The following is a 24,637-nucleotide window of genomic DNA, read 5'->3' on the forward strand; positions in this document are numbered from 1 at the left end:
CACCGGGCCGGGTTAGGCTGTGCACGGGCAGCACACCGCAAACGAAGGAGTACCCCTTGAGCGACATCACCGTCCGCCACAACCCGGAGCGCGAACGCTTCGAGATCCTCGACGCCGGCAACGTGATTGGCAAGGCGGCATACAAGGAGTACGACGGCGGGGAGTCGCCGCAGCGCATTTTCTACCACACTGTGATCAATGAGGAATACGGCGGGCAGGGCTTGGCGGGACGCCTCGCCACCGCCGCACTGGACAGTACGGTGGAGGCGGGCATCCGCATAGTTCCGGTCTGCCCGTTCATCAAAAAGTTCCTGGGCAAGCATCCCGACTACCTGCCCAACGTGGTGGCCGTTACCCCGCCGCACCTGGAGTTCCTGGACTCGCGGCGCGTACCCGGGGCTAGTTCCACGCGAGCCTGCTGCTGAGAAGGCGCAGGCCGCCTTGGCATGCCATCCCCTTCCGCTGTCCGCAGCAGGATTTTCGACGCGCAAAATTGTTCTCGAGGAGCAAATGACGCAGCGCGGCTGAAATGTGGGCCGCGGAATGTGCTTTGCGGGTCGGGGACGGATTTGCCTGTCGTCAAGGCCACTTCGGGACACTCCGCAAGCCTTCAGGAACCTCCCAATGTCCAGTGATTTAATCGGCATTTGTCAGCGCGGCTCAGTGCCGCGCTGATTGTTTGTTGACAAGCCGAGGCTGGACAGGAGCCCTTGTATGTCCGTGCACCCCGTGGTGCCCAAGCCAGGCCGCGACGCCCCGCCGCCGGCGCCACGCAGGCCGGTTTCCGCGAAGGCTCGGGGTAACAGAAGGCTGCTGATCCTGGCCCTTGTCGTGTTACTCGTCATCGCCGGCACCATCACCCTGGCGGTGGTCCGGTCCGAACCGCGGTCCGGGGCAGTTGTGCCCACGCAGCCGGCCGTGCCCGCGGCCCCCGTGGCGGCAGCTCCGGCGTCCCTGAAGGACAGTGTGGACCATATCCTCAGTGAAGCGGACCAGTACCGGATTGGGCTGGCGCTCGCGGACGTGTCCGGCGGCGCCGAGCGAACATTCGGTGACCAGAACACTTTTACTGCAGCCAGCACCGCGAAGATCCTGACTGCTGCCGCCTACTACCACCTGGTGGAAGAAGGGCAGGCCAGCCTGGACGCACCCATGGGAGACTACGACGCCGCCTTCCAGCTCAAGGCCATGGTCAACGACAGCAACAACGATTCGTGGCTGCTCCTGATGGATGCCGTGGGCCACTCCCAGCTGACCGCCTATGCGGCGTCCATCGGAGTCACGTACGATCCCGAACAGAATCTCCTGACTGCGGCCGACATGGCCCTGATCCTGAAGAAGCTTTACGCGGGGGAGCTCCTGGACAAGGACAACACGGCGCAACTGCTCGGCTACATGCAGGACACCAACAACGAGGACCTCATTCCGGCGGGCTCCAGGTCCGGAGTGGACGTGCACCACAAGTACGGGGAAGTTTCCGGGGAACTGCATGACGCCGCGCTCCTGAGCTACCAGGGTTCGACGTTCGCGCTGGTGATCTATACGGAGAACCGGGACGGCGTGGCGGATGACGGCCAGGCGGAGGTCATCCGGGACCTCACCCGCGCGGTGGAGGACGCATTGTTCCCGGTGGGCCTGTCCAGCAGCAGCAAGTAGTTAACGCCACACCCTCCCGCAGGCCGCGAAGTCGTCTCCAGCGGCGGCCTTAGGACAGACTGTTACCGTGAGCAACAAACCCCGGACTGCCCTGGCCGTCGCCGGCCTCAGCCTGGGCACGGCATTGAATCCGCTTAACTCCTCCATGATCGCCGTGGCCCTGGTGGTGCTGCGCGCGGACTTCGGTCTCGACGTCGCCGCCGTCACCTGGGTGGTCACGTCCTTCTACCTGGCCTCCGCGGCCGGCCAGCCGGTCATGGGAAGGCTTGCTGACCGGTTTGGGCCGCGGCGGATGTTCATGCTCGGCATGGGTTTGGTTGCCGTTACGTGCGTACTGGCTCCGCTGGCCCCGAACTTTGCGCTGCTCTGCGTGGCCCGGGCGGTCATGGCGCTGGGCACCGCCACGGCGTATCCCAGCGCAGTGGTGATGGTGGGCGCGCTGGCGCACCAGGCCAAGGTGGATACTTCGCGTCCACTGGGGCGGCTGCAGATGGCCAATACGTCGGCAGCGGCGGTGGGGCCCGTCGTCGGAGGCCTTCTGGTGGGCTTTGTGGGCTGGCAGTCGCTGTTCCTGATCAACGTCCCGCTGGCCGTGGCGGCGCTGCTGATTGTCCGGAGTGCGGCACCGCCGGACAAGGTCCGGGAGCGCGGCAGCGTTGCCGCGCTGGTGCGCGATTCCGACGTCCCGGGCATTGCCGCGTTCATCGGCGCCCTGCTGCTGGTCATGATGGCCGCACTGAACGTGGCGCCGGACTACCGCTGGCTGATGCTGGCCGCGGGTACCGTCATTGCCGCGCTGTTCGGCTGGCGGGAACTGCGGTTCGCCAAGCCCTTCCTGGACCTGCGACTGTTGGGCCGGAACCGGCCGCTGATGCTCGTGTATCTGGCCTTTGCCGTCTTCAGCAGTGTCTACTACTTCGTTTTCTTCGGCCTGCCGCAGTTGCTGCAGGAAGCCGGCGGCTACGATCCGGGCGTCGTGGGGCTGCTGATGCTGCCCCTGGCCGGCATGTCCGTGATCGCCACCCCGTGGGCGGTCTCCGCGATGGGAAGGTTCGGTGTGCGGCATGTGCTGCTTGCCGGCGTCGTCCTCCTGACCCTGGTGGCGGCACTTATGTGGCTGCTGACCGGGACGCTGGCCATTCCTTTCGTGGTGGTCCTGACGGCCCTGATGGGCGTCCCGTACGGGACGGTGAGCATCGCGTCCAACCAGGGGATGTTCGTCTCCACCCGGCCGCAGGACCGCGGGGTGGCTGCCGGGATTTACCAGACCTGCCGCTACGTGGGGGCGATTACCGCAACGGTGATGATCGGGGTGTTCGCCTCCGGCGGGGTGCACCAGGACAGCTGGATGCGGATGGTCCTGGCCATGCTGGTGCTCTGCGCGGTGACCTTCGGGATTTCGGTTTTCTGGCGGCAGCAGAAGGCGTAGCCGAACCTTTCAGGAAGGGGGCCGGGGCCCCTAGGAAGGCCCGGGGGAGCGTGCCATGCTGGCCCCATGGGAAACATGATGACTCTTGGCAACGCTAAAACCTCCGTCCAGGCGTACGTCAGCGAACCGGCCGGAACGCCCAAAGGCGGGCTGGTGGTGGTCCATGAAGTGTGGGGCCTGGTGGGCCACACCAGGGATGTGGCGGACCGCTTCGCTGCGGAAGGCTACCTGGCGGTGGCTCCGGACCTGCTGTCCGGAGCCGGTGGCACCGCCGACCTGTCAGGTGAGTTGCAGGTGGCGGCGTTCGATCCCGAACAGCGCAGCACCGCCCAGCCACGCCTGCGGAAGCATATGGCGCCCATTCGTTCCCCTGAGTACGCCAAGCACGCCGTGGCCGCCCTTCACGCTTGCTTCGACCACCTGGAAGGCGTGCCCGGGCTGGCGGGCCGGGTGGCCGCGACTGGTTTCTGCCTGGGCGGGACCTACACGTTCTCCCTGGCCGTTGCCGAACCCCGGCTGCGCGCCGCTGTTCCCTTCTACGGCCACGCCGAGTTCAAGGATTCCGAACTGCGCGCCATCAGCTGCCCGGTGCTGGCCTTCTACGGCGAGCAGGACACGGCGCTCATGGAGGAGCTGCCCGGGCTGAAGTCGCAGGTGCGCAAAGCCGGGGTGGACTTCGAAGCCGTGGTGTATCCCGGCGCCGGCCACGCCTTCTTCAACGACACCAACAAGTACACCTACAACGCGGACGCCGCCGCCGATTCCTGGACCCGGACGCTCGCATTCCTGGAACGGAGCCTCGCGGCCTAGGAGCGGCGGCCCCCACTCACGGACAGTAGTGCGCCTCACGGTCGTACTGGACTTTGGTCCCGGTCCGGTGGGAGTCCTCCCGTTCCCAGCACTGCCGGGTGCCGTCCGTGGTCTGCTCCCGGTAGTGCTGGCCCGACTCCACAACCTGCCCGTCGCGGACCAGGATGTGGGAGTGCGTTTGGGTGTGAATGGTGTTTAGGAGAGTTCCGCCGTTCGTCGTGGTCAATGTGTCTGTGTAGTTGCTCGAGCTCGAGTTGGACTGGATACCGCTGGGGGTCGAAACCTGGTGGCTGACAGCCATGCCCGTGCGGCAGGAGCTGTACAAGTCCCCGCTCTGGCAGTCGTTGAACTTGGTGACGTCTGCGCCGTTGCTGCTGGCGGCCTGGGCGGGGGCCGCGAAGGCTGCAGCGCCAAGGGCCAAGGCTGCGCCGATGAGGGCCGTGCGTTTGATGAACATAGCGATGTGTCCTGCCGGGGTAAGGGAGCACGTGCCCTGTGCCCCGATTCGTGCAGCGGAAACAGCCCCCAGCCCCTCCTGGCCCCTTCGGCCAGCCGCCCCTTAACTGTGGCCGCTGGGGGGTGCTGCCTCTAGGGCCATAGGTCCCTGACGGGAGGACGGAGGAGGAATCAAAACGGCGACGCGTTTCGTAAACGGAGCCTTTCGGCGGAAGGCGCGTCCCGCCGTCGTACTTGCCAGCCCTCAGCCGGGTTCCCCGCCAACAGGAGTGACCCGGATGCGGGCGATCCGCAGCCTGTCCATGCTGAGGACCGTCAGGAGGTAGCCGGGAACCTGGACCTTGTCTCCGGCAGAAGGGAGCCGCCCCAACCGGTCCATCATGAAGCCCGCCACAGTTTCGTAATGGCCCTCCGGCAGGGCGATTCCGGAGGCTGCCCTGAACTCCTGCAGGATCAGGCCGCCGTCGACCACGATGCTTCCGTTGGCCGTGGTGACGCGGTCCTCGTGCTCGGCTCCGGTGTCGTACTCGTCGTAGATCTCGCCCACCAGTTCCTCCACCAGGTCCTCGAGTGTGACCACGCCGTCCGTGCCCCCGTACTCGTCCACCACCAGGGCGATGTGCTGGTTGGCCTTGCGCATCCGGGACAGCGACGGCAGCACCCGGTTGGTTCCAGGCAGCGGCATGATGTCCCGGGCGATGCTCCCCACAGGCTGCTGGTCCTGCAGCTCGTCGCGGGGCATCAGGTCGCGGATATGCACGAAGCCCAGGACATCGTCCGGGCTCCTCCCAATCACGGGGAACCGCGAATACGGACCGTCCCTGACCATCCTCCGGGCGTCGGCGATGGTCATGGCACTGTCGATGAACGTCACCTCCGTGCGTGGGCGCATCACTTCCTGCAAAGTCCGGTCCCCGGCGCCGAACACATCAGCCAGGATGTGCCGGCTGCTCTCTTCGAGCAACTCGTTCTCTGCCACCATGTCCCAGAGCTCCTCCGAGCTGATGCCCTCCCGTTTGGCGCGCGGATCACCGCCCAGGAGCCTCACTACGGCGTCCGTTGACACTGACAGCAGCCAGATGACCGGCCGCATGGCCCGTGAAAGGGCGATCAGCGGCGGAGCCAGGAGCCGGGTGAAGGCGACCGGCCGCTGCAGCGCCAGCCTCTTGGGCGCCAGTTCGCCCAGAACCAGGGACAGGTACGCCACCAGCAGGGTCATGCCAATGAAGGCCACGGGCGCGGCGGCAGCACCCAGCCCAATGCTTTCCAGGAAGGGCACGACGTCGGGCGCGATCGCCGAGGCGCCATAGGCCGCCGAGAAGAACCCGGACAGGGTCACTCCGATCTGGACCGTGGAGAGGAACCGGTTGGGGTTCCGCGCCAGGGCGGCAGTGCGGGCGCCGGTCTCGCCCGACCTCTCGATGCGGCGGACCTGGCTTTCCCGCAGGGAGACCAGGGCCATCTCCGCCCCCGCGAACACCCCGCCCAGCAGCACGAAACCGAGAACCAACGCAATATTGACCAAGGTGCCGCTGTCCATGACAAAACACTACCGACCTGCGGATCGATTGGCCCCTGCCGCCCGCCTTAGGAAGCGTCAGGAGGCGGCAGTCCGGGGGCGGAGCCGAAGAGCCTGCATCCCGCCGTCCACTGCCAGGTCCACCCCGGTGGTTGACCCGGAGAGCGGACTGGCAAGGTAAACCACCGCTGCCGCAACTTCTTCCGGCGAGACAAGCCGGCCGTGCGGCTGGCGTGCCTCCAGCGCCGCCCGCTCGGCCGCTGGATCCGGTGCGGTGGCGAGGAGCCGGCTGATCCAGGGAGTGTCGGAAGTCCCTGGATTCACGCAGTTGACCCTGATGCCTTCCTGCAGGTGGTCGGCTGCCATGGCCAGGGTGAGCGACAACACCGCACCCTTGGTTGCGCTGTACAGTGCGCGCTGGGGCAGTCCGGCGGTGGCCGCCACCGAGCACGTGTTGACTATTGCTGCGTGGCTCGAGCGGCGCAGGTAGGGCAGGGCAGCCCTTGAGACCCGAACCATTCCCAGTACGTTGATGTCGAACACCCGGTGCCACTCGTCGTCGTCATTTGCCTCGATGGTGCCCTGGGCACCTACGCCGGCGTTGTTGACCACGACGTCGATTCCGCCCAGTTGCTGTGCAGCCTCATCGATGGCCTGGCGAACGGAAGCGTCGTCGGAGACGTCGCAGTGGACGGCTTTTACTCCCGCCGGCGCCTGGTCGGGGTTGAGGTCCAGGACGGCGACGTCGGCCCCGCGCTCCTGGAGCAGTGCCGCTGTCGCGGCCCCAATCCCCGAGGCCCCACCCGTAACGATTGCCTTGATTCCGGCAAACTCCATTGTTTGTTCCTTCCGCTTGTTCGGGCTTAGCCCTGGACGAATTCCTGCCGTTGCCGGCCCAGTCCTTCCACTTCAATTTCCACCACGTCGCCGTTCTTCAGGTAGGGGAACCGTCCTGACAGGGCCACTCCTTCCGGGGTGCCGGTGCAGACCAGGTCCCCCGGTTCCAGGACCAGGAACTGGCTGAGGTCGTAGATGATCTGCTCCACGCCGAAGATCAGGTCGCGGGTGGAGGAATCTTGGCGGGTTTCGCCGTTGACCCAGCTGCGCAGCCGCAAGTTCCCGGCATCCACCTCGTCGGGGGTGGCGAGGTACGGGCCCGTGGGGCAAAAGCCGGCGCAGCTCTTGCCCTTGGACCACTGGCCGCCAGACACTTCGAGCTGGAAAGTGCGTTCTGAGAGGTCGTTGACGGTAACGAAGCCGGCGATGTAGTCCCGGGCCTGCGCGGGGGACTCCAGGTAGGAGGCACGCCGGCCGATGACCACGCCCAGTTCCACTTCCCAGTCGGTCTTGGTGGAACCGCGCGGAATGGCTACGGGATCGAACGGGCCGCCCACCGTATTGGGCGCCTTATGGAAGATGATGGGCACGGAAGGGGGAGCAGAACCTGATTCGGCGGCGTGGGCTGCATAGTTCATCCCAACGCAGATGACGGAGGACGGCCTGGCGATCGGAGCGCCGATCCGGATCCCCTCGGACGGCAGTTCGGCCAGTTCCCCGGCGGCGAGTGCTGCTGCCGCCCGTCCAGGCCCGTCGGATTCCCAAAAGTCCGCGTCGATGTCCTTCGCTATCTGTTCCAGGGAGTAGTACTTCTTGTCGTGCAGCAGGGCGGGGACTTCCTTGCCCAGAGCACCTATGCGTGCAAATTGCATTCGTTTCTTCTTTTCTTAGTTGAGGGGTGCGTGGGGTCAGCTGATCAGACCGCGGTCCCGGAGGTCAGCCCACAGCTGGTCAGGGACGGACTGCGAGGCCAGGTCCAGGTTTTGCTTCACCTGCGCCGGCGTCCGCATGCCCAGGACCACGCTCGTCACGGCCTGGTGCTGGTACGGGTAGTGGAGGGCGGCAGCCGGAAGCGTGGTTCCGTGCGACTCGCAGATGTCCGCCAGCAGGTTGGCTTTGGCCAGCAGTTCCTGCGGCGCCGGTGCGTAATTGTAGGTGGCGTTGCCTGCCGGCCGTTCCTTGGACAGGAGCCCGGAGTTGAAGACCCCCACGTTGACCACGCCGACGCCGCGTTCCACGCACGCGGGGAGCAGGTGTTGCGCCGCGCCCTGCTCCAGGAGTGTGTACCTCCCCGCGAGCATGACCACGTCAATGTCTGTTTCGGTGACGAACCGGTGGAGCATTTCGGACTGGTTCATGCCCGCGCCCCAGGCTCCGATCACGCCTTCGTCGCGCAACGCTGACAGTGTGGGGGCGGCGCCTTCAACAGCCTCGGTCCAGTAGTCGTCGGGGTCATGGATGTAGACGATGTCGATCCGGTCGGTGCCCAGCCGCTCCAGGCTTTCCTCGATGGAGCGCAACACTCCGTCGCGGGAGTAGTCACGGACCCGGTGGAGGTCATCCGGGACGTCGAAGCCCTCGGTGTCCTTGCCCCGCGGTGACGGGCTGGGCCGCAGGAGCCGTCCGACTTTGGTGCTCAGGAGGTAACTGCCGCGGTCCTGCCCGGCCAGCGCGGCGCCCAGGCGGCGTTCCGACAGGCCCAGCCCGTAGTGCGGCGCGGTATCGAAGTACCGGACGCCGCCCTCCCAGGCCGCAGTGACGGCGTCGAGCGCTTCCTGCTCCGGAACCTGCCGGTAAAGGTTACCGATGGGCGCTCCGCCGAAGCCGAGCACCGGAAGCTGCACGCCCGTGCCAGGGATGGTGCGGGTTTCTGCTTGCATTGTCAGTCCTGTTCCTGGTTCGTGGCTGTTTGTTCAGGGTCTTCCCCGAGTTGGTAGACCCGGGTGGCCGTTCCGTGTGCAACGCCGCCGCGCTCGCCGTCGGACGCCCCCGCCAGCGACCGTTCCACCAGAGTGATCCAGGCCTGGTAGTCGGCCGGGCTTGTCAGGGAGACGGGGAAATCGCTGCCGACCATGCAGCGTGCCGCCCCAAAAAGCTGAAGGGTTTCCTGGATGACGGGCAGCGCCTGCGGCGCCAGGGGCCGGTTCGGGTCCGCCTCAGCGCCGGCCCCTGAAAGTTTGACGACGACGTTGGGGCGCCTCGCCAGTTCCCGCATCCCGGTGCGCCACACTGTGAGGTCCCCACTGGCTATAGGCGGCTTGCCCATATGGTCCAGCACGATGGGCAGGTCTGGAACGCCGTCCGCGAATTCCGCCAGGGCCGGCAGCTGCCAGGAGCGGATGCACGCGTCGAAAACCAGGCCTGCCCGGGCAACCTGCCGTGCACCCGCCAGTGTTGTCCGGTCCAGCATGAATGATTCGTCCCGGTCCTGGAACAGCTGCCTGATGCCCCGTACCAGGGGGCGTTCCAGCAGCTGGTCCAGATCCTCCGCTACAGTGTCACCGTGGCTGATGGGGGCGAAAGCCACAATCCCCGCCAGCTGCGGCCAGACTGCGTGGAGGCTGGACACCCAGTCCACTTCCTTCAGGGCCTGGTCATCACGGCAGTCAGCCTGGACAAAAACGGCCCCGCGGGTGTTTGCCCCGCTGTGCGGGAGGTGTTCCGGCAGGAACGGCTTGTTCAGGGTAGGTGCATCCGCAAGCCAGGTGTAGTCGAGCGCCGCGGGATCCCAGATGTGGACGTGCGAATCAACCACCCGCAATGAAGGCGTTCCCATCACGACGTGCCGTCGGGCCGGACCCCGATGGTCAGCAGGAGGTTCGCATAGTGCCGCGTATCGCCACTGGCAATGACGACGGCGACATCGGCTGAGCGCGCGGCATCATAAAACTCAAAGCGCTGATGGGATTCGATGGAAACGTTCGTGCCAAGGGTGCGTTCGTAGCCTTTGACGGCCTCCGTCCAGTTGCCGTCCGGGGGTGTCATCACCGCTGCTGCCTCAAGGGGGACGGCATCCACCAGTACTTCAAGGATTTGGTCGATGGTCAACAGCCCGGGCCGGAGGTTCAGCGCGATGCGCCGCGCGGAGGCAGGTGCCCCGGTATTGTGCGGGTAGTTGGCGTCGGCGATGAGGATTTTTGAGCCGTGGCCGGACTCGGCGAGGGCTGCCAGGAGCCCCGGGTGGGTGAGGGTGTAGTTGATCATGCCTGGGCCTCCAGCCGTGCGCTGGCGAAGGCAACGCGGCCCGGCGGGTTACTGGCCCGCCATGCCTGTTCTGCCCTGCCGGAGCCGGTTCCTGCCCAGTAGCTGCCGTAGGGAAAGGCGTATTCCTGCAGCGTCTGCTCCTTGAGCTCGGCTGAGTATCCCGGATTTGCCGGCATGGCATAGGCGCCGTCCCTGACGATGCAGGGGTCCACGAAGTGTTCGTGCAGGTGATCAACGAACTCTGTGACGCGTCCGGCCAGGTCGCCCGAGACGGCGATGAAGTCGAAGATGGAAAGGTGCTGGACCAGCTCGCACAGCCCCACCCCGCCCGCATGGGGACAAACCGGGATACCGAATTTCGCGGCCATCAGCTGAACGGCCAGTACTTCGTTGACGCTGGCGAGCCGGCAGGCATCCAACTGGCAGTAGTCGATGGCTCCCGCCTGGAAAAGTTGCTTGAAGAGGACCCGGTTCATGCCGTGCTCGCCGGTGGCGACTCCGATGGGCTGGACCGCCCGCCGGATTTCAGCGTGGCCGAGGATATCGTCAGGGCTGGTGGGTTCCTCGATCCACAGCGGATTGAACTCGGAAAGCTGCTTGACCCAGTCGATGGCCTGCGGGACATCCCATACCTGGTTCGCGTCGATCATGAGGTTGCCGTCAGGGCCGATGACATCACGTGCGATGCCGAGGCGGCGGATGTCGTCCTCCAGGGACCCGCCCACTTTCAGCTTGATGTGGCGGTATCCCTGGTCCACCGCCTCCTGGCAAAGCCGGCGGAGTTTCTCGTCGGAGTACCCCAGCCAGCCCGCGGATGTGGTGTAGCACGGGTAACCGGTTTGTGACAGCTGCCGGATGCGTTCTTCCCGGCCCGGCGCAAGGCGTGCCAACAAGCCCAGCGCCTCGTCCCGCGTCAGGGCATCCGAGAGATAGGTCAGGTCGGCAGCGTCGACAATTTGCTCCGGGCTCATGTCCACCAGGAGCCGCCACAAGGGCTTGCCCGCGCTCCGCGCTGCGAGGTCCCACACTGCGTTCATCACGGCACCGAGGGCGAGGTGCTCCACCCCCTTGTCCGGCCCGAGCCAGCGCAGCTGGGTGTCGAGCTTCATTTCCCGGTACGTCTCCCCAAGGTTCCGGCAGATACGGTCGGCGTCCTGTCCCAACAGGGGGCGCGCCCGCAACTCAATTGCCGCCGCGCAGACCTCATTGCCGCGGCCGATGGTGAAGGTGAACCCGCAGCCGTAAACGGCAGGGTCGTCCGTCCTCAACACTATGTAGGCGGCAGAATAGTCCCCGTCCTTGTTCATTGCATCTGAGCCGTCCGCGGACAACGAGGTGGGAAACCGCACGTCAAACACGTCAAAACCGGTGATGTGTGGCATGGTGAGCCCTCCAGATTCAGGCTAAGAAGATGACGCTCCAGCAACGGTGCGAGCATCATCTGATGTATTTGGAAGTATTTGATGAGAATATAAGAGCAGGCTGGATTTTCCAAGCAATAGATCAGATGAAAGTGATTTCTGTAGCGGAAACCTGCTGACGAAACACAACGAAGGGCGGTAGCGATGACGAGCGGCGCACCCAATGGTTCGATGTCCCAGACCGATGTGGTGATCACGGGCGTGAAGCGGATGTTGTCCTCCCGCCGGCTCCGGCCGGGGGACCGGCTGCCAATCGAGAAGGACCTGGCGGCAGAGCTGCAGGTATCGCGCGGCTCACTCCGGGAGGGTGTGCGTGCACTCTCTACGATGGGCATCCTGGAAACCAGGCAAGGTGCCGGAACCTTCGTAACCCGCCTGGAACCATCGGCACTCCTGTCTGCGATGGAATTCTGGGTGGGACTTCAGGACGGTGAGCGGGCAAACCAGGTACATACCGTCCGCAGGGCGTTGGAGACCGAGGCGGCTGCCGCCGCGGCCATCTGCATCGGGAAGGACCAGCTGGATCAGGCGGAACGCATCCTGGAGCGCGCCCACTCCGCGATCCACGCGGCACCCGTCCAGCATGACGCGGCGATGCAGTGCGACGTGGAGTTCCACCGGTTGATCGCCGAGGCGTCCGCCAACCACGTGCTGTCCGCGTTGATCGAGACCGTGTCCACCAACACAATCCGGGGACGGATGTGGCGGTCGATCCATGACAACGAGGGCCTGCTGGCCACGCACCGCGAACACCTCGGCATCCTGGAAGCGCTGCGCCGGCATGATGTGGACCGCGCCCGGACGCGGATGGCAAACCACCTGTACGCCGTGGAGGACTATGTAACGGCCATCCCCGAACCGGACCTGGAGGGGCAGGTGGGGGATGCGGACGCGGTCCCCGGTGACCAGGGAAGCATGCCTTAGACATCATTCGTCTGATCTTGTTCTCAAAAAAACCCTGAAATACTGCCCTCTCTGTCGCTTTGGATCAAATTATCCAACAAAGATCAGATGATTCCTTGACTTACTGAGATGACCGGGGTCATTCTGTTGGAACGGGGGTTGCGGAAATCACACCAGGCAGGCCACGAGGACGTCGCCGGGCAACCCTTGTCCCCAGATATGAAAGGACATCATCGTGTCGAACAACCGCGTTACCGGCCGCCTGCTGACAGCGGCAGCGGTGGCAGCCCTCGCAGCGGGCACCCTCAGCGCCTGCGGTTCAAGCGCAGGTTCATCGTCGGACGGGGGCAAGGAAGCCTCATCGATGTACACATGGATCAGTAATGAAAATGACCGGGCACAATGGCAGGCCTTCGTGGACGCGGCAAAGAAGAAAGACCCCGCGTTCAACCTCACCCTCGAGGGCCCCAGCTTCAACGACTACTGGACAAAAGTGAAGACGCGGTTGTCCAGCTCCGGTGCGCCGTGCATCATCACCACGCAGGCAGCCCGCGCCCAGGAACTCAAGGACCTGACGGTGCCGCTTGACGACATGGTCAAGAGCAACAACGTGGACGTGTCCATGTACAACAAGGCGATGATTGATGGCTTGACGGTGGACGGAAGCCTCCGCGGCATCCCGTACGACGCCGAGCCGGTAGTTCTCTACTACAACAAAGACCTCCTGTCCGCAGCAGGAGTGAAGGAGCCAACGCTCAATTACACCACCGCCCAGTTCACATCGGACCTGAAGGCACTGACGAAGGGCGGCGTTACGGGCTTGGCCGTGCCGCCGGGCTTCGGCGCCGGCCCGGGGCTGCCCCTGGCTTTTGCCAACGGCAACGAACCGGTCAAGGACGGGAAGCTGGACCTGACCAACCAAGGTCTGGTGCAGGACCAGCAGTTCGCTTTTGACCTGGCCGCCAAGGAAAAGGTGGCCACTGCTCCCCAGGCATCGGACGGCAGCGATGTCCCGGAGCAGCAGTTCATGAGCGGCAAGGCGGCCATGATCATCGACGGCCCCTGGATGTACGACACACTGACCACGAAGACGCAGGGCAAGGTGGGCATCGCCGTCATTCCTTCGACCTCGGGGCAGGGCATCGGGATGATCCAAGGCTCCGCCTTCGCCATCGCGGCGTCCTGCAAGGACAAGGAAACGGCCTTCAAGAACATCATGAAGATCACGACGCCTGAGGTGGTTGGAGCCGTCGGGGCCGCCCGCGGAACGGTGCCGTCCGTGGAGTCCGCGATCAAGGACTGGGCCGGTAACAAGCCGGCGGCCGACGTCGCCGTGGTCGAAGCGCTGCTGAAGTCCGGGCGCCCCCTGGTGACGACACCCACCTGGAACCAGGTGGAAACGAACTTCACGCAGTACTCCGGCGACGGGTTCCGCGGCACCAAGTCAGCCCAGGACATCCTCTCCACCATCGCCAACTCAGCCAAGTAATCCTCCGGGGGCGGGCTCCAGCCTGGAGCCTGCCCCGCCCAAGGAATAGGTCAAAGATGACTGCTTTACCGACGCTCGCAGTAAAGAACGCAAAGAAGCCGGCCAGGGTCACCGGCCACGGGAAGCTCGCCGCTGTGTACCTTGCCCCCGGCATGCTGGGGTTCCTCATCTTCATCGTGGTTCCGCTCGTCGCCTCCCTGGTGATCAGCCTGTTCGACTGGCCCCTGTTCGGTACACCCAAGTTCGTCGGACTGGAGAACTACACCCGCATGCTGACCGGTGACCCGGTCTTTTGGACGGTCCTGGGCAACACGCTGTTCTTCGCTGTTTCCTACACCGTGCTGAACCTTGTCCTGGCACTTGCGGTATCGACGTGGCTGCACAACCTGGGGAGCTGGGGCCCGTTCTTCCGCGTCCTGTTCTTCATCCCGGTTGTCACGCCGATGGTGGCCAACGCGCTGGTATGGCGGCTCATGCTCACCGATGACGGCGTCGTCAACAGCTTCCTGGCCACTTTCGGCATCCACGGACCGTCCTGGCTCAGCAACAGCCAGTTGGCCATGGGCTCGCTGATCGCCATGTCCCTGTGGCAGGGAATCGGCTACAACATCATCGTCCTCGGCGCGGGGCTCAACGGGATTTCACCAAACCTGCTGGAAGCAGCCCGCATTGACGGAGCCGGGGCGTGGCAACGGTTCTTCCGCGTGGTGCTGCCGATGCTCTCGCCGTCGCTCTTCTTCTGCACGGTGATGACCATCATCGGATCCTTCAAAGTCTTCACCCAGCCGTACCTGCTCACATTGGGCGGCCCCGGTGAATCCACCAACACCATAGTGCTCTACCTGTACCGCAACGGATTTTCCTTCGACAAGCTCGGCTACGCATCAGCGCTGGCCTGGGCGCTGTTTGTGATCGTCATGCTTATCACCGCACTGCAGTTCTCCCAGCAGAAGAGGCTGGTCAACTATGACAACTGAAACCATGGCCAAGGGCGCCACCCCGAACACCGGCGCCCTGAAGCGCCAACCCCCTGCGCGCCGCAGGAAGAAGAGGCCCGGTACCTACATCAGCAGGGCAGGCATCATCCTTGCAGGGCTCATCTTCTTCTTTCCGTTCCTCTGGATGGTGGCCACTTCCCTGAAGCCGACTTCCGAGGTCTTCTCCACGGGTTCGAACTTCCTGGCTTCCCGCGTGGAATGGTCCAACTATGTCACCGCCTGGACCGCCATACCGTTCGCACAGGTGATCGCCAACAGCTTCCTGGTGTCCATTGCCGGAGCAGTCCTGACCACCGTCGTGTCGCTGCTGTCCGCATATGCCTTTGCGCGGCTGCAGTTCAAGCACCGCGACAAACTGTTCCTTGTCTTCCTGGGCACCCTGGTGCTGCCGCAGGAGGTCCTGGTCATCCCGCTCTACATCATGATGAACAAGCTGGACCTGGTGAATTCCCTTCCGGCGCTGATCGTTCCGTTCGCATTCGGTGCGTTCGGTGCGTTCCTCATCCGGCAGTTCCTGCTTTCCCTCCCGGTCGAATTCGAAGAAGCCGCGCGGATAGACGGTGCGGGGTCCCTCCGGATCCTCTGGAGCGTCATCCTGCCACTGGTCCGCGCACCGCTCGCGGTGGTGGCTGTGTTCAGCTTCATCGATTACTGGAGCAGCTTCCTGTGGCCCCTGATCGTCATCAATGACGTCTCGCAGGCGACGATTCCGCTCGGCTTGTCCATGTTCTCCGGTGAACGCGGAACGGACTGGGGGCCACTGATGGCCGCAGCAACCGTAGCCGTGATCCCCAGCCTGTTGGTCGTCATCCTCCTGCAGCGCCAACTGGTCAAAGGCGTCAGCATGGGCGGATTCGGCGGCCGGTGAGCCCCACCCTGAACCACAAAAATTGCCAAAATCACCTATCTGAAATTGGAGTGCAGCATGACTGACAGCACAGCCACGCCTGAAGACTGGAACAAGTTGTCCCGTCCCGTGCCGGAGTGGTTCCAGAACGCGCCGTTCGGCATCTTCATCCACTGGGGCGCCTACTCCGTTCCCGCCTGGGCCGAACCCATCGGCGCGCTGGGCACCATAGAGGACCACGAGTGGTTTACCCACAACCCCTACGCGGAGTGGTACTACAACACCATCCGCATTGACGGCAGCCCTGCCCAGCAGCACCACCGGGAGGTCTTCGGAGGAGAGGACTACGACGCCTTCCTGGACCAATGGAAAGCAGAACAGTTCGATCCGGCGGACTGGGCTGAGCTGTTCAAATTCGCGGGTGCCGACTACGTGGTGCCCACCACGAAGCACCATGACGGCATTGCGCTCTGGGACGCTCCGGGAACAGGGGAACGGAACACGGTCCACCGCGGACCGCGCAGGGACCTGATCGGCGAAATCGCCCGCGCTGTGGACGACAAGGGCCTGAAGCTGGGGCTGTACTATTCCGGCGGCCTCGACTGGCACGTACGTCCCTTCCCGCCGCACGTCACCAGCGAAAGCGTCCACGACACGTCCCGCCCCAAGGACGCCGGCTACGCCGAGTACGCCTACAACCACGTGGTGGACCTGGTGGATAAGTACCAGCCGGACGTCCTGTGGAACGACATCGAATGGCCCGACGCCGGCAAGCACTTTGGCGAGCACGGCCTCGGCGCGCTGTTCGAGCACTTCTACTCGATCAATCCGCAGGGCGTGGTGAACGACCGTTGGGGCGCCACCCACAAGGACTACGCCACCAGCGAATACGAAGCCGCCAGGGAGAACGAGTCCGAATCCGAGTGGGAGAACTGCAGGGGAATCGGATTCTCCTTCGGCTACAACCAGGTGGAAGGTCCGGAGCAGTCGTTGACCGGCCGGCAGTTGGCCCGCCACCTCACAGACGTGGTGTCCCGCGGCGGCCATTTTCTTTTGAACGTGGGTCCCCGGGCCGACGGGACCCTCCCTGAGATCCAGCGCCAGGCCCTGACAGGTCTCGGCGAGTGGATGGCCACTGCCAAGCAGTACCTTGTGGGGGCCCGTCCGCTCCAGGATGGAATGGCGGCAAGCAGCGAGGACCCCTGGATCCGCTGGGTGGACCGCGGAACGGAGGCCGTGGCTTTCGTTGACTCGCCGGGCGGGGGAACGGAAGCTGCCATCAAGCTGGACGCGGGCAGGTTCTCATTGTCACAGGCGGTAGCGGAAGGTGCCGGCGGAACGGTCGAGGCGACCGGGGACGGGCTCAATGTCACCCTGTTGCCTGACCGGCCCGGCCCTGCCATCATCCGCGTCCCCAAGGCGTAGTCCCGGAAGTAACGTCGACGGCGGCGGCTGACCCACCAAGGGGGCCGCCGTCGTGGTGCCTCAGCTCAAGATCCGCCGCTTACGTGTACATCAGCGAGCCGGGCGTAGTGAGCTTTTCGCCGGTCTCCAGCCAGGTCTTCAGGCCGGAGAGGATCATCGGCCAGCCGCCGTAGAGCTGCTCATTGGCGCCTTCACGCAGGTCGCTGTGGGTGACCGTGAGGTGGCAGGAATCGCCTACCGGCTCGATCTCCCAAGTGATTTTTGACGTGCCCTCGGCCTTGACGTCGTCGCCCCACAGCGCCCGCATGGTCTGGACCAGCCTGCGCGGCGGATCCACTTCCAGGTTCTCGCCCTCGCCCAGGGCCGCACCCGCCTTCGGGTTGCCCATGACGAACTTTCCGCCGGGGGACCAGTCGGCCTCGAGGGTGTTGCCGAACTGGTACTTGCTGCGGATGTCGCTGTCCGTGATGGCTTCCCAGAGCTGTTCGGGCGTGGTCTTGATGTAAATTTCGAAGATCTTTTCCATGGGACTTTCCAATCTGGATTTGAGGTCGCTGAGGGCAGCGGCCCATGGTTCTGCGTATTTGCTGACCCAGCGGTCGTGGACCAGCCGGATGGGGACGGGGTTCAGGAAGTGCAGCTTTTCCCGGCCCCTCCGGCGGGTGACCACCAGGCCCGCGTCCTCCAGGATGCGGAGGTGCTTTGCGATCCCGAACCGGGACATGGTGAACCGTGCTTCAAGCGCGCTCAGGGTCTGGCCGTCCTCGCCGAAGAGCTCGTCGAGCAGGTCCCTGCGGGTGGGGTCGGAGAGTGCCTTGAACACGTCGTCCATGCACCCATGATAGGTGACTAAATGGTCACCTATCAAGGGTTTAGTTCCGCGAAGCCAGGTTCCGGTCCCGCTCCTCGAATACCTCTTCGCCGGGACCAGTGAAGGCGCGGGAGCGTTCCACAGCCTCGATGGAGCCGGTGAACAGTTGCGATTCATGCGGGTCCGCGGGGGCCGGCGACGCACCGGACCCGGACGCACCCGGCCGGCGCAGCGGTGCCTTGCGCTGGCTGGCCGTGCCGGCGTCGTGCGTGTGTTCCCAGCGCTGGTGCGGCAGGGCTTCGGGGTGGTTCTTCTGCAGGAACGTGACCATGGTTTCGCGGACCAGGCAGCGTAGGTCGAAGAGGGCAGCGCTGTCAGCGGCACTGACCAGGATCCGGATCCGGACGAAGCCGCCGGTGGCATCGGTGATCTGCAGGACGCCCACGCGCTCATCCCACAGTTCGGTTCCGGCCAGGACCCGGCGCAGCTCGGTGCGCATGTCCTCCACCGGGGCGCGCCAGTCGAGATCGAACTCCACGGTGCCCATCACCTCGGACTGGCGCCGGGTCCAGTTTTCGAAGGGCGTGGTGGTGAAATGCGTGGACGGCAGGATCAGCCGGCGGTCGTCCCAGAGATGCACCACCACGTAGGTAAGCGTGATCTCCTCGATCCGGCCCCACTCCTTCTGGACCACCACCACGTCATCCACGCGGATGGCATCGGTGAACGCAAGCTGCATGCCGGCGAAGACATTGACCAGGGATGTCTGTGCGGCGAGCCCGGCCACGATGGAAATCACGCCCGCGGACGCCAGGAGCCCGGCGCCGAGCGCCTGGATGGCGGGGAATGTCAGCATCGCAGTGCCGACCGCGAGCACCACCACCAGTGCCACGGCGATCCGGCGAGCCAGGATCATCTGCGTGCGCAGCCGCCGCGCCCGGCGGTTATCGGCAACGTCAACGCTGTGCCGGTTAAGCACCACCGCCTCCACGATGAGCAGCACCGCGATGGCAAGCCAGGCCACCGCGCCGATGAGGGCGATCAGCAGTAGATGGTCGACGCCGGCATGCCAGCTTTCGCTTCCCGCCGTCAGCCCCAGCGCAATGCGGACGCCTACCAGGCACAGTGCCAGCCGCAACGGCTGGCGGGCCACCCGGGACGTGGCCTGCAGTTCCGGGCGCTTCCGGTTCAGCTTCAGCACGGTCTTGCGCAGCAGCCAGGACAATGCCAATCCGGCCACCACCGCCAGGGCCATGGCGATGAAAGGCAGGGCGGGGTTCAGGAGCTTGAGCATTCTTTAAGCTGTATCAAGCCTGGGGCGCCCCTCCGAAATCGGGGCAGGAAACTGGCCCGATGCGGAAGGAACCCGGGTAGCCTTGGGCGCATGCAGAAGATATCGATCGACGCGCTGGCCCGTCAGCAGCTCGAGGCGGCTGTCACCTCCACCAACGGCCGCGCTGCAGACACCGTGTACGGCGGCCACGAAAAGATCCTCCGGCAGACCGTCATGGCCATGAAGGCCGGAACCCAGCTGAGCGAGCACCAGAACCCCGGCGACGCCACGGTGTTCGTGATCCAGGGCTGCGTCAGCCTCAAGGCAGGCGGTGACTCATGGCAGGGCAAAACCGGGGACCTGCTGATTGTCCCGCCCGGACTGCACAGCCTTCACGCCGAAGAAGACTCCACCTTCCTGTTTACGGTGGCCAAGTACCGCGACTGACGCCACCAGGGCACGGCTGCCGGGCTTCCCCCAGCGGAAGTCCGGCAGCCGCCGTCGGTCCCGCAGCAGCGCCCGTCGCGGCGGGCTTCCCAGTGCGGCCTGTCAGTGCGGGTCCCTCAGTGGGGTCCCTCAGCGCTGCGGGTCCTGCTTGGTTGGTGTGGGACGCGGGGCATCGGTGGTTTGGGTGTCCGGGCGCCTGGTGGGCGTGGCCTCGCCCGGCTGTTCCTGCCTGATGGCGCCGGGTGCATCAACTCCTGCTGCGACACCCCCGGGTTGCCCGGCGGCATCCTTTCCCCCCTGCTCCGCCGGCCCGCGCGCAGCATTGGTTCCCCCGCCCGGACTCTCCGGAAAGGCCGCCGGTGCCCCCTGGCCTTCCGCCGCGCCGGGGTCCCCGCCCGTCGGTACCTGTCCCAGTTCGGGGTGTGGCACCACTGGCGGCGAAGGGACCGAATGCGGTCCACTGGCCGGGGAAGGCACGACGGCGGCACCAGGGCCTGGTGCACCGGCGCCAGTCGGGGGAGGCGTCGGCGGGGCTTGGGTCGCAGGGTCACGGATCGGCGGTGCCGCGGGACCTTGTGGGGTCAGTGACCGGACGATAGTGCTGATGGTTCCCTCCGCACCTCGGCGGATGGTTTCGTTCCCAGCCGCCGCGGTGCCTGCCACGCCAAGCGACGCGGCCACAGCGAGGGCCGTGAGGACCGCGCGCGGCCTGCTGCGCTCCGTTCCAGGTTTGTGCGGTGTCCTTGCCTGGTCCAGGGGAATGATGCCTGCTGTTGCAGGCGTCCCCATGAGGGCAAGGAGTTCGGCGCAGGGCGGCGGGACGTCAGGAACCCGAAGGGTCCTCAGCTGCAGCAGCACCTGCCGCAGCCCGGCATCGTCAGGGAAGCCGGCATCGGCCAGGAGTTCGTCCACGGCATGTTCGTCATCCGGCCGGATCCCGGTGGTGCGTCTGTTCCTGCTCGTCATGACCGGTCTTCCTTCAAATACGGGCGCAGCTTCCGGAGCCGGCAGAGGGCCCGGTGCTGCAGCTGCTTGATTGCGCCGGGAGTCTTGCCCATGATTTCGGCTGTCGTTTCCACGGAGAGGTCGGCCACAACCCTTAAGGCGATGACTTCCTGCTGGTCAGGTTGGAGTGTTTCAAGCAGTTGCCTGACATTGGATGCCCCTTCAACTGCCAGAAGCTGGTCCTCCGCGGAGTCGCTGCAGCGGGGGTCGGCATCAGGGTTGTAGTCCGTGGTGGCTGGTGCCTTGAGGCGGCGGCGGTGCTCGTCCACGTACCGGGCGTGGGCAATCGAAAAGAGGAGGGACCTTGCCCCCTTCATCCCCCCGCACAGTTTTCCCAGTTGAGGGTACAGCGCCAGGAAGACCTCCTGGGTGAGCCCCTCAGGATCCTCCACGTTCCGGGAACGCAGGTAGCTCAGCACGGAAGGTGAGAATTCCCGGTAGATGTCACAAAACAGGCCCTCGTCCGGCTGTTCGGGCGCCGGGGCTTCGTCCTTGACCCTCTCCATCCGCCCCCCTGCGGCAGGTTCCCCTTGCGGGATCTCCTTGGAATGGGCGGCCGCTCCGTCGTGGTTTACTGCTCCCGGAGCGGCCGCTGAACGTCGCGGCAGGTTACCGCTGGCCGCCGCCGGAGTGCCTGGTTCCGGGGTTGGACTGGTGCTCCGCGCCTCCGTTGGCGGCGCCTGTTTCCTGGCCCTGCTCCTTTACCTGCTGCTGTTGCGCCTGGTGTTGCTCCGGCGCTGCGGGGCCCGCACTGCCGTTGTCGGCCTGGCCCGTGGGACCGGTGACCGTTGCGCAGTAGGAGCCGACGCCGTCCTCGCTGCCCGCAGCCCGGACCAGCGCGGTGTAGGCGGTGGAGGATGTGCCCAGGCCGCCATTGGCAAAAGCGGTGCACAGGCCGAATGCTGCAGGTCCGGTGGCGTCGGGCCCCGCAGCGGTCGACGTCGGCGCAGGATCAGCAGTCTCGGTGGGCGCCGGGTCCGGAGCTTCGGTTTCCGTCTCGGTGGGCGCCGGCTCCGGAGCTTCGGTTTCCGTGGAAGTGGGGTCGGGGGATTCGGTTTCCGTCGCCGTGGGGCTGGGCGACGATGATTCGGTTTCGGTGGGGGCAGGCGACGGCGACTCCGTGCCTGCCACAACCGTCGGACCGTCGGGCAATGATTCGGCCATGGCTGCCACACCCGTGCCCCCGACTGCCAGGGCACCGGCAGCCAGCACAGTCATGGCCAGTTTGTTGCCTGAAAACGTGAAGAACGACATGAGACCCTCCGTTGACGAATTTCAATGATTGCGATCAACTTCGCGGGATACCCCCGCACTTAATGGATCGAACGACAGGTCATGGAGGTTACGGCTTTGTGGGACTCTTTTGACTAATTTGTCACGTTGGTCCCTTGGCCGGGGGAGGATCGGGTCAGGCCGCGTCCTTGACCTTGTCCGCAACAGGGCGGGGTTCCAGCCAGATCCGCTCGCGCGGGCCGGGTGGGTATGCGTACCTTTTCCCGGCAAGGGTGATGACAAACGCCGCCACCACCGGAATGGCTGCCGCGGCCGGAACCAGCAGCGGGCCGCCCACCACCAGTGCCGCAGAACCGTACAGGGCGCCAACGGTGATGCCCAGCTGGATGGTCAGGACCGTGAGTCCGTTGGCTGCCTCGCTGTATTCGCCGCCCGCGCGGAGGATTGCCGACTGGTTGTAGATGCCGATGGCACCCAGGCCGGCTCCCCAGACGGTCATGAGCACCAAAGCCACGACGAGGTTCCCCACTGCGAAAGGCAACAGGAACATCGATGCGGCGATGGCCGCCGTCGTGAGCAGCAGCGAACGGCGGGGGCGCGAATCCACGGTGAGCCCGGCAACCCAGATGCCCAGCAGGCCGGAACCACCCAGCACCGTGAGCGAGAGGCTGGTGGCGTAATCCGGCAGGTTCGCCTCACGGATGAACGGAGCGATGTAGGTGAACAGGGCAAAGTGGGCCAGGACCAGCAGCGGCCAGGCAACGGCCACCGATTTCACGCCCGGCTGGCCGACTGCCTTGCGGAGGGAGGGGCGGGCGGCGTCGCTGATCCGCTTGACGCGGGGGAGCAGCCAGAACGCCAGGACCGTCAGGACCACACCGAATCCTGCGAGCACCAGGAATGCCGAACGCCAGCCAAGGAAACCGCCCAGGGCCGTTCCCACGGGCGCGCCGATGGCCAGGCCAAGACTGTTGCCGCTGAAGACGATCGCCAGGGCTTTGCCCACTTTGTCCGCCGGTACCACCCGGGAAACGAACGGCGCCATGGTGGTCCAGAGCAGGCCGTGCGCCAGGCCGCCCACCAGCCGGGCAACCATGGCCGCGGTAAAGTCCGGTGCCAGGCCCACCATCGCATTGCTGAGCGCGAAGGTCAGTACCAGTCCCACCAGCAGGGCATGCCGCGGAATTTTCCCCAGCAGCCGCGCCGCGGGAACCACTGTGACCACAATGACGGCGGCGTAGGCGGCGGCAAGGTAGCCGGCTACCGGCTCGGAGACGCCCAGACCGGTGCTGATCTGGGGCAGCAGCCCGGATGGGAGGAGCTCTGTGGTGATGGCGGTGAACGCAATGGTGGCAAGGACCGCCATGGCGGCGTAGGGAAAGCGGGCAGGTTCCGGCGCTGGGATCGCGGAAGACATGGCGGAGTGATCCATTCAAGGGAAAGGGGGGATGGATTGCGGCTCTGCTCGCCTGCAATTCCTCCCTTAAATCTACCGGATGGAAGGACGTGTCACAGACGTGACACGTCCTTCCCCGACCGCCCTGCTGTCGTGCAGTTTCGATGCCCGCCGATTCCCGCCACCGGCGGCCACCGCTGTCCTTTGTTAGGCGTTGATCCGTGCGTCCAGCAGGCCTGCCGCCACTGCCGGGGCCAGCCCGGGCGCCAGCGGAAGGCGGGGTACCACCAGGCAGTGCCACAGGTGGTAGATATCGGCTTTGCCCGACCATACGGTGGAGCTGACATTTCCGTTCTCGTCGAGTTCCTGCTTCCAGGACCCGTGCTCGTAGTCGATGAACCAGTCCCGGGCGTGGTCCCAGATCCGCTCGTACCAGTCCGCATACTTCTTCTCTCCGGTGGCGATGTAGAGGGCCGCCGCGCCTCCGATCGCCTCGGCGGGAACCCAGCGGATGCGGGTTGTGACCACCGGCTTGCCTTCCCAGTCCACGGTGTACACGAATCCCGGATGGCCGTCCGGTTCCCACGCGTCGCGGATGGCGGCGTCGAACAGGCCACGCGCGTCCTCCAGCAGCCACGCGGGGACGTCCAGGCCGCGGGCTTCGAGCCCGGCGCGGAGGTGCAGGAGCAGTCGTGCCCACTCCACCCAGTGGCCCGGGGTTCCGCCGTAGGCCCGGAACTGGCTGGCCCGGTCATCGGTGTTGTACTCCGGCATGGGGTTCCACTCGGGGTTGAAGTGCTCAAATACGCGGTAGTTGTTGTTACGCGCAAAGTGGTGGATGAGCACCTCGGCGATGTGCAGCGCCCGTTCGATCCAGCGGTTCTCCCCGGTCACGTCGGCGACAATCAGGTAGGCCTCCACCGAGTGCATGCTCGCGTTGCCGCCGCGGTATGCCTCGGTCTCGGTGAAGTCCCGGTTCCAGGAGTCGAAGCACATGTTGGCCTGGTGGTCCCAGAACTTCGTGTCCGCTATCCGCAGTGCTTCGTCGAGCAGTTCCCGGGCGCCCGGGCGGCCTGCAGCGACCGCGCTGGCAGCAGCGAGGAGCACGAAGGAGTGCTGGTAGCCGGACTTGGTGTCATTTACCGGGCCGTTGGCGTCCACCTCGGCATACCAGCCGCCGAACTCGTCGTCGTGGAGGACCCCATTGAGCGCCGCGATGCCGTGGTCCACGAGGGTGGCAGCACCGGGCCGTCCCATCAGGGCGGCGACGGCAAAACTGTGGGTCATCCGCGCGGTGATCCACAAGTGGGTTGGTTTGTCGGCGAACACCTTGCCGTAGTTGTCCAGCCAGCCGAAGCCGGTGGGGACTTTGGAAGCCTCGGCGAAACGGATCAATCGGTCCGTTTCCGCTTCAAGCCATCGTGCATGGGCCGCACTGTCGAGCCACGTCATGTTTAGTTCCTCTCTAAGGTGCAGGT

At 65.3% G+C, this 24,637-nt stretch carries 25 protein-coding genes; 10 read left to right on the forward strand and 15 right to left on the reverse strand.

Translation table 11 applies throughout. The annotated features are described in order from the left end of the window. The first annotated feature begins 56 nt into the window (after window positions 1–56). The 4 genes from AB0313_RS16880 (at window position 57) to AB0313_RS16895 (ending at window position 3,895) form a co-directional block, all read left to right on the forward strand. Window positions 57–425 (forward strand): GNAT family N-acetyltransferase, encoded by a 369-nt coding sequence (locus AB0313_RS16880; protein WP_366306939.1) that lies wholly within the window; start codon window positions 57–59, stop codon window positions 423–425. A gap of 289 nt (window positions 426–714) precedes the next feature. Then, window positions 715–1,656: a serine hydrolase gene (locus AB0313_RS16885; protein ID WP_366306941.1), complete on the forward strand. Its 942-nt coding sequence runs from the start codon at window positions 715–717 to the stop codon at window positions 1,654–1,656. 67 nt (window positions 1,657–1,723) lie between these two features. Next, window positions 1,724–3,085 carry an MFS transporter gene (locus AB0313_RS16890; RefSeq protein WP_366306943.1) on the forward strand — a complete coding sequence of 454 codons (1,362 nt, stop codon included), beginning with the start codon at window positions 1,724–1,726 and terminating at the stop codon, window positions 3,083–3,085. A gap of 66 nt (window positions 3,086–3,151) precedes the next feature. Next, entirely contained in the window at window positions 3,152–3,895 is a 744-nt protein-coding gene (locus AB0313_RS16895; RefSeq protein ID WP_307311469.1) for a dienelactone hydrolase family protein, read from the forward strand. Between the two features lie 16 nt (window positions 3,896–3,911). Here the strand turns inward: AB0313_RS16895 and AB0313_RS16900 are convergent, their stop codons facing one another. From AB0313_RS16900 to AB0313_RS16935, 8 genes are all read right to left on the reverse strand, one after another. Then, on the reverse strand, window positions 3,912–4,352 hold the full coding sequence (locus tag AB0313_RS16900) for a hypothetical protein (protein WP_307311471.1): 441 nt from the start codon (window positions 4,350–4,352) through the stop codon (window positions 3,912–3,914). A 243-nt stretch (window positions 4,353–4,595) separates the two neighbouring features. After that, window positions 4,596–5,891 carry a hemolysin family protein gene (locus tag AB0313_RS16905; protein WP_307311474.1) on the reverse strand — a complete coding sequence of 432 codons (1,296 nt, stop codon included), beginning with the start codon at window positions 5,889–5,891 and terminating at the stop codon, window positions 4,596–4,598. A 57-nt stretch (window positions 5,892–5,948) separates the two neighbouring features. Beyond that, entirely contained in the window at window positions 5,949–6,707 is a 759-nt protein-coding gene (locus AB0313_RS16910) for an SDR family oxidoreductase (protein WP_366306946.1), read from the reverse strand. A gap of 26 nt (window positions 6,708–6,733) precedes the next feature. Next, window positions 6,734–7,579, reverse strand: a complete 846-nt coding sequence (locus AB0313_RS16915) for a fumarylacetoacetate hydrolase family protein (protein WP_366306948.1) — start codon at window positions 7,577–7,579, stop codon at window positions 6,734–6,736. Window positions 7,580–7,615: 36 nt separating this feature from the next. Next, window positions 7,616–8,587 (reverse strand): aldo/keto reductase, encoded by a 972-nt coding sequence (locus AB0313_RS16920; protein WP_366306950.1) that lies wholly within the window; start codon window positions 8,585–8,587, stop codon window positions 7,616–7,618. 2 nt (window positions 8,588–8,589) lie between these two features. Further along, window positions 8,590–9,483 carry an amidohydrolase family protein gene (locus AB0313_RS16925; RefSeq protein ID WP_366306952.1) on the reverse strand — a complete coding sequence of 298 codons (894 nt, stop codon included), beginning with the start codon at window positions 9,481–9,483 and terminating at the stop codon, window positions 8,590–8,592. Beyond that, window positions 9,483–9,911 carry an RbsD/FucU family protein gene (locus tag AB0313_RS16930; protein WP_141943312.1) on the reverse strand — a complete coding sequence of 143 codons (429 nt, stop codon included), beginning with the start codon at window positions 9,909–9,911 and terminating at the stop codon, window positions 9,483–9,485. The genes AB0313_RS16925 and AB0313_RS16930 overlap by 1 nt, the downstream gene beginning before the upstream one ends. Further along, on the reverse strand, window positions 9,908–11,293 hold the full coding sequence (locus AB0313_RS16935) for an L-fuconate dehydratase (RefSeq protein WP_366306954.1): 1,386 nt from the start codon (window positions 11,291–11,293) through the stop codon (window positions 9,908–9,910). The genes AB0313_RS16930 and AB0313_RS16935 overlap by 4 nt, the downstream gene beginning before the upstream one ends. Window positions 11,294–11,476: 183 nt before the next feature. On the opposite strand from AB0313_RS16935, the gene AB0313_RS16940 reads away from it, so the two are divergent. From AB0313_RS16940 to AB0313_RS16960, 5 genes are all read left to right on the forward strand, one after another. Next, the gene (locus AB0313_RS16940; RefSeq protein WP_366306956.1) at window positions 11,477–12,256 is read left to right on the forward strand and encodes an FCD domain-containing protein; all 780 of its coding nucleotides are present in this window, start codon (window positions 11,477–11,479) and stop codon (window positions 12,254–12,256) included. Between the two features lie 214 nt (window positions 12,257–12,470). After that, on the forward strand, window positions 12,471–13,724 hold the full coding sequence (locus tag AB0313_RS16945) for a sugar ABC transporter substrate-binding protein (protein WP_307311495.1): 1,254 nt from the start codon (window positions 12,471–12,473) through the stop codon (window positions 13,722–13,724). Between the two features lie 56 nt (window positions 13,725–13,780). Continuing rightward, window positions 13,781–14,701, forward strand: coding sequence for a sugar ABC transporter permease (locus tag AB0313_RS16950; RefSeq protein ID WP_277798180.1), 921 nt, complete (start codon window positions 13,781–13,783; stop codon window positions 14,699–14,701). Next, complete coding sequence (locus AB0313_RS16955) at window positions 14,691–15,590, forward strand: carbohydrate ABC transporter permease (RefSeq protein ID WP_366306959.1); 900 nt, start codon at window positions 14,691–14,693, stop codon at window positions 15,588–15,590. Before AB0313_RS16950 ends, AB0313_RS16955 begins: the two co-directional genes overlap by 11 nt. A 57-nt stretch (window positions 15,591–15,647) precedes the next feature. Continuing rightward, window positions 15,648–16,994 carry an alpha-L-fucosidase gene (locus tag AB0313_RS16960; protein ID WP_366306961.1) on the forward strand — a complete coding sequence of 449 codons (1,347 nt, stop codon included), beginning with the start codon at window positions 15,648–15,650 and terminating at the stop codon, window positions 16,992–16,994. A gap of 79 nt (window positions 16,995–17,073) precedes the next feature. Here the strand turns inward: AB0313_RS16960 and AB0313_RS16965 are convergent, their stop codons facing one another. Beyond that, a complete protein-coding gene (locus AB0313_RS16965; RefSeq protein ID WP_366306963.1) occupies window positions 17,074–17,826 on the reverse strand; it encodes a metalloregulator ArsR/SmtB family transcription factor in 753 nt (250 codons plus the stop codon). Window positions 17,827–17,866: 40 nt separating this feature from the next. Further along, window positions 17,867–19,099 (reverse strand): mechanosensitive ion channel domain-containing protein, encoded by a 1,233-nt coding sequence (locus AB0313_RS16970; RefSeq protein ID WP_366306965.1) that lies wholly within the window; start codon window positions 19,097–19,099, stop codon window positions 17,867–17,869. 90 nt (window positions 19,100–19,189) lie between these two features. Between AB0313_RS16970 and AB0313_RS16975 the strand changes: the two genes are divergently transcribed. Further along, window positions 19,190–19,525, forward strand: a complete 336-nt coding sequence (locus AB0313_RS16975; protein ID WP_141943298.1) for a cupin domain-containing protein — start codon at window positions 19,190–19,192, stop codon at window positions 19,523–19,525. Between the two features lie 129 nt (window positions 19,526–19,654). Here AB0313_RS16975 and AB0313_RS16980 read toward each other — a convergent pair whose 3' ends face one another. The 5 genes from AB0313_RS16980 to AB0313_RS17000 form a co-directional block, all read right to left on the reverse strand. Further along, complete coding sequence (locus tag AB0313_RS16980; RefSeq protein ID WP_366306967.1) at window positions 19,655–20,491, reverse strand: hypothetical protein; 837 nt, start codon at window positions 20,489–20,491, stop codon at window positions 19,655–19,657. Then, on the reverse strand, window positions 20,488–21,036 hold the full coding sequence (locus tag AB0313_RS16985; RefSeq protein WP_366306969.1) for a sigma-70 family RNA polymerase sigma factor: 549 nt from the start codon (window positions 21,034–21,036) through the stop codon (window positions 20,488–20,490). Before AB0313_RS16985 ends, AB0313_RS16980 begins: the two co-directional genes overlap by 4 nt. A gap of 103 nt (window positions 21,037–21,139) precedes the next feature. Then, window positions 21,140–21,784, reverse strand: coding sequence for a protein tyrosine phosphatase (locus AB0313_RS16990; protein WP_141943293.1), 645 nt, complete (start codon window positions 21,782–21,784; stop codon window positions 21,140–21,142). A 154-nt stretch (window positions 21,785–21,938) separates the two neighbouring features. Beyond that, window positions 21,939–23,180: an MFS transporter gene (locus tag AB0313_RS16995; protein ID WP_141943291.1), complete on the reverse strand. Its 1,242-nt coding sequence runs from the start codon at window positions 23,178–23,180 to the stop codon at window positions 21,939–21,941. Between the two features lie 186 nt (window positions 23,181–23,366). Next, a complete protein-coding gene (locus tag AB0313_RS17000; RefSeq protein WP_366306972.1) occupies window positions 23,367–24,611 on the reverse strand; it encodes an AGE family epimerase/isomerase in 1,245 nt (414 codons plus the stop codon). Between the last annotated feature and the right edge of the window lie 26 nt (window positions 24,612–24,637).

This window comes from Pseudarthrobacter sp. NPDC080039 (assembly GCF_040702335.1).
GTDB lineage: Bacteria > Actinomycetota > Actinomycetes > Actinomycetales > Micrococcaceae > Arthrobacter > Arthrobacter enclensis_A.

What these genes read in the sequence shown, in the direction of transcription:
- AB0313_RS16885 (WP_366306941.1), top strand. Translation starts at nt 715, where the DNA reads ATGTCCGTGCACCCCGTGGTGCCCAAGCCAGGCCGCGACGCCCCGCCG.
- AB0313_RS16895 (WP_307311469.1), top strand. Translation starts at nt 3,152, where the DNA reads ATGGGAAACATGATGACTCTTGGCAACGCTAAAACCTCCGTCCAGGCG.
- AB0313_RS16900 (WP_307311471.1), bottom strand. Translation starts at nt 4,352, where the DNA reads ATGTTCATCAAACGCACGGCCCTCATCGGCGCAGCCTTGGCCCTTGGC.
- AB0313_RS16905 (WP_307311474.1), bottom strand. Translation starts at nt 5,891, where the DNA reads ATGGACAGCGGCACCTTGGTCAATATTGCGTTGGTTCTCGGTTTCGTG.
- AB0313_RS16910 (WP_366306946.1), bottom strand. Translation starts at nt 6,707, where the DNA reads ATGGAGTTTGCCGGAATCAAGGCAATCGTTACGGGTGGGGCCTCGGGG.
- AB0313_RS16915 (WP_366306948.1), bottom strand. Translation starts at nt 7,579, where the DNA reads ATGCAATTTGCACGCATAGGTGCTCTGGGCAAGGAAGTCCCCGCCCTG.
- AB0313_RS16920 (WP_366306950.1), bottom strand. Translation starts at nt 8,587, where the DNA reads ATGCAAGCAGAAACCCGCACCATCCCTGGCACGGGCGTGCAGCTTCCG.
- AB0313_RS16925 (WP_366306952.1), bottom strand. Translation starts at nt 9,483, where the DNA reads ATGGGAACGCCTTCATTGCGGGTGGTTGATTCGCACGTCCACATCTGG.
- AB0313_RS16930 (WP_141943312.1), bottom strand. Translation starts at nt 9,911, where the DNA reads ATGATCAACTACACCCTCACCCACCCGGGGCTCCTGGCAGCCCTCGCC.
- AB0313_RS16935 (WP_366306954.1), bottom strand. Translation starts at nt 11,293, where the DNA reads ATGCCACACATCACCGGTTTTGACGTGTTTGACGTGCGGTTTCCCACC.
- AB0313_RS16940 (WP_366306956.1), top strand. Translation starts at nt 11,477, where the DNA reads ATGACGAGCGGCGCACCCAATGGTTCGATGTCCCAGACCGATGTGGTG.
- AB0313_RS16950 (WP_277798180.1), top strand. Translation starts at nt 13,781, where the DNA reads ATGACTGCTTTACCGACGCTCGCAGTAAAGAACGCAAAGAAGCCGGCC.
- AB0313_RS16955 (WP_366306959.1), top strand. Translation starts at nt 14,691, where the DNA reads ATGACAACTGAAACCATGGCCAAGGGCGCCACCCCGAACACCGGCGCC.
- AB0313_RS16960 (WP_366306961.1), top strand. Translation starts at nt 15,648, where the DNA reads ATGACTGACAGCACAGCCACGCCTGAAGACTGGAACAAGTTGTCCCGT.
- AB0313_RS16965 (WP_366306963.1), bottom strand. Translation starts at nt 17,826, where the DNA reads ATGGACGACGTGTTCAAGGCACTCTCCGACCCCACCCGCAGGGACCTG.
- AB0313_RS16970 (WP_366306965.1), bottom strand. Translation starts at nt 19,099, where the DNA reads ATGCTCAAGCTCCTGAACCCCGCCCTGCCTTTCATCGCCATGGCCCTG.
- AB0313_RS16975 (WP_141943298.1), top strand. Translation starts at nt 19,190, where the DNA reads ATGCAGAAGATATCGATCGACGCGCTGGCCCGTCAGCAGCTCGAGGCG.
- AB0313_RS16980 (WP_366306967.1), bottom strand. Translation starts at nt 20,491, where the DNA reads ATGACGAGCAGGAACAGACGCACCACCGGGATCCGGCCGGATGACGAA.
- AB0313_RS16985 (WP_366306969.1), bottom strand. Translation starts at nt 21,036, where the DNA reads ATGGAGAGGGTCAAGGACGAAGCCCCGGCGCCCGAACAGCCGGACGAG.
- AB0313_RS16990 (WP_141943293.1), bottom strand. Translation starts at nt 21,784, where the DNA reads ATGTCGTTCTTCACGTTTTCAGGCAACAAACTGGCCATGACTGTGCTG.
- AB0313_RS16995 (WP_141943291.1), bottom strand. Translation starts at nt 23,180, where the DNA reads ATGTCTTCCGCGATCCCAGCGCCGGAACCTGCCCGCTTTCCCTACGCC.
- AB0313_RS17000 (WP_366306972.1), bottom strand. Translation starts at nt 24,611, where the DNA reads ATGACGTGGCTCGACAGTGCGGCCCATGCACGATGGCTTGAAGCGGAA.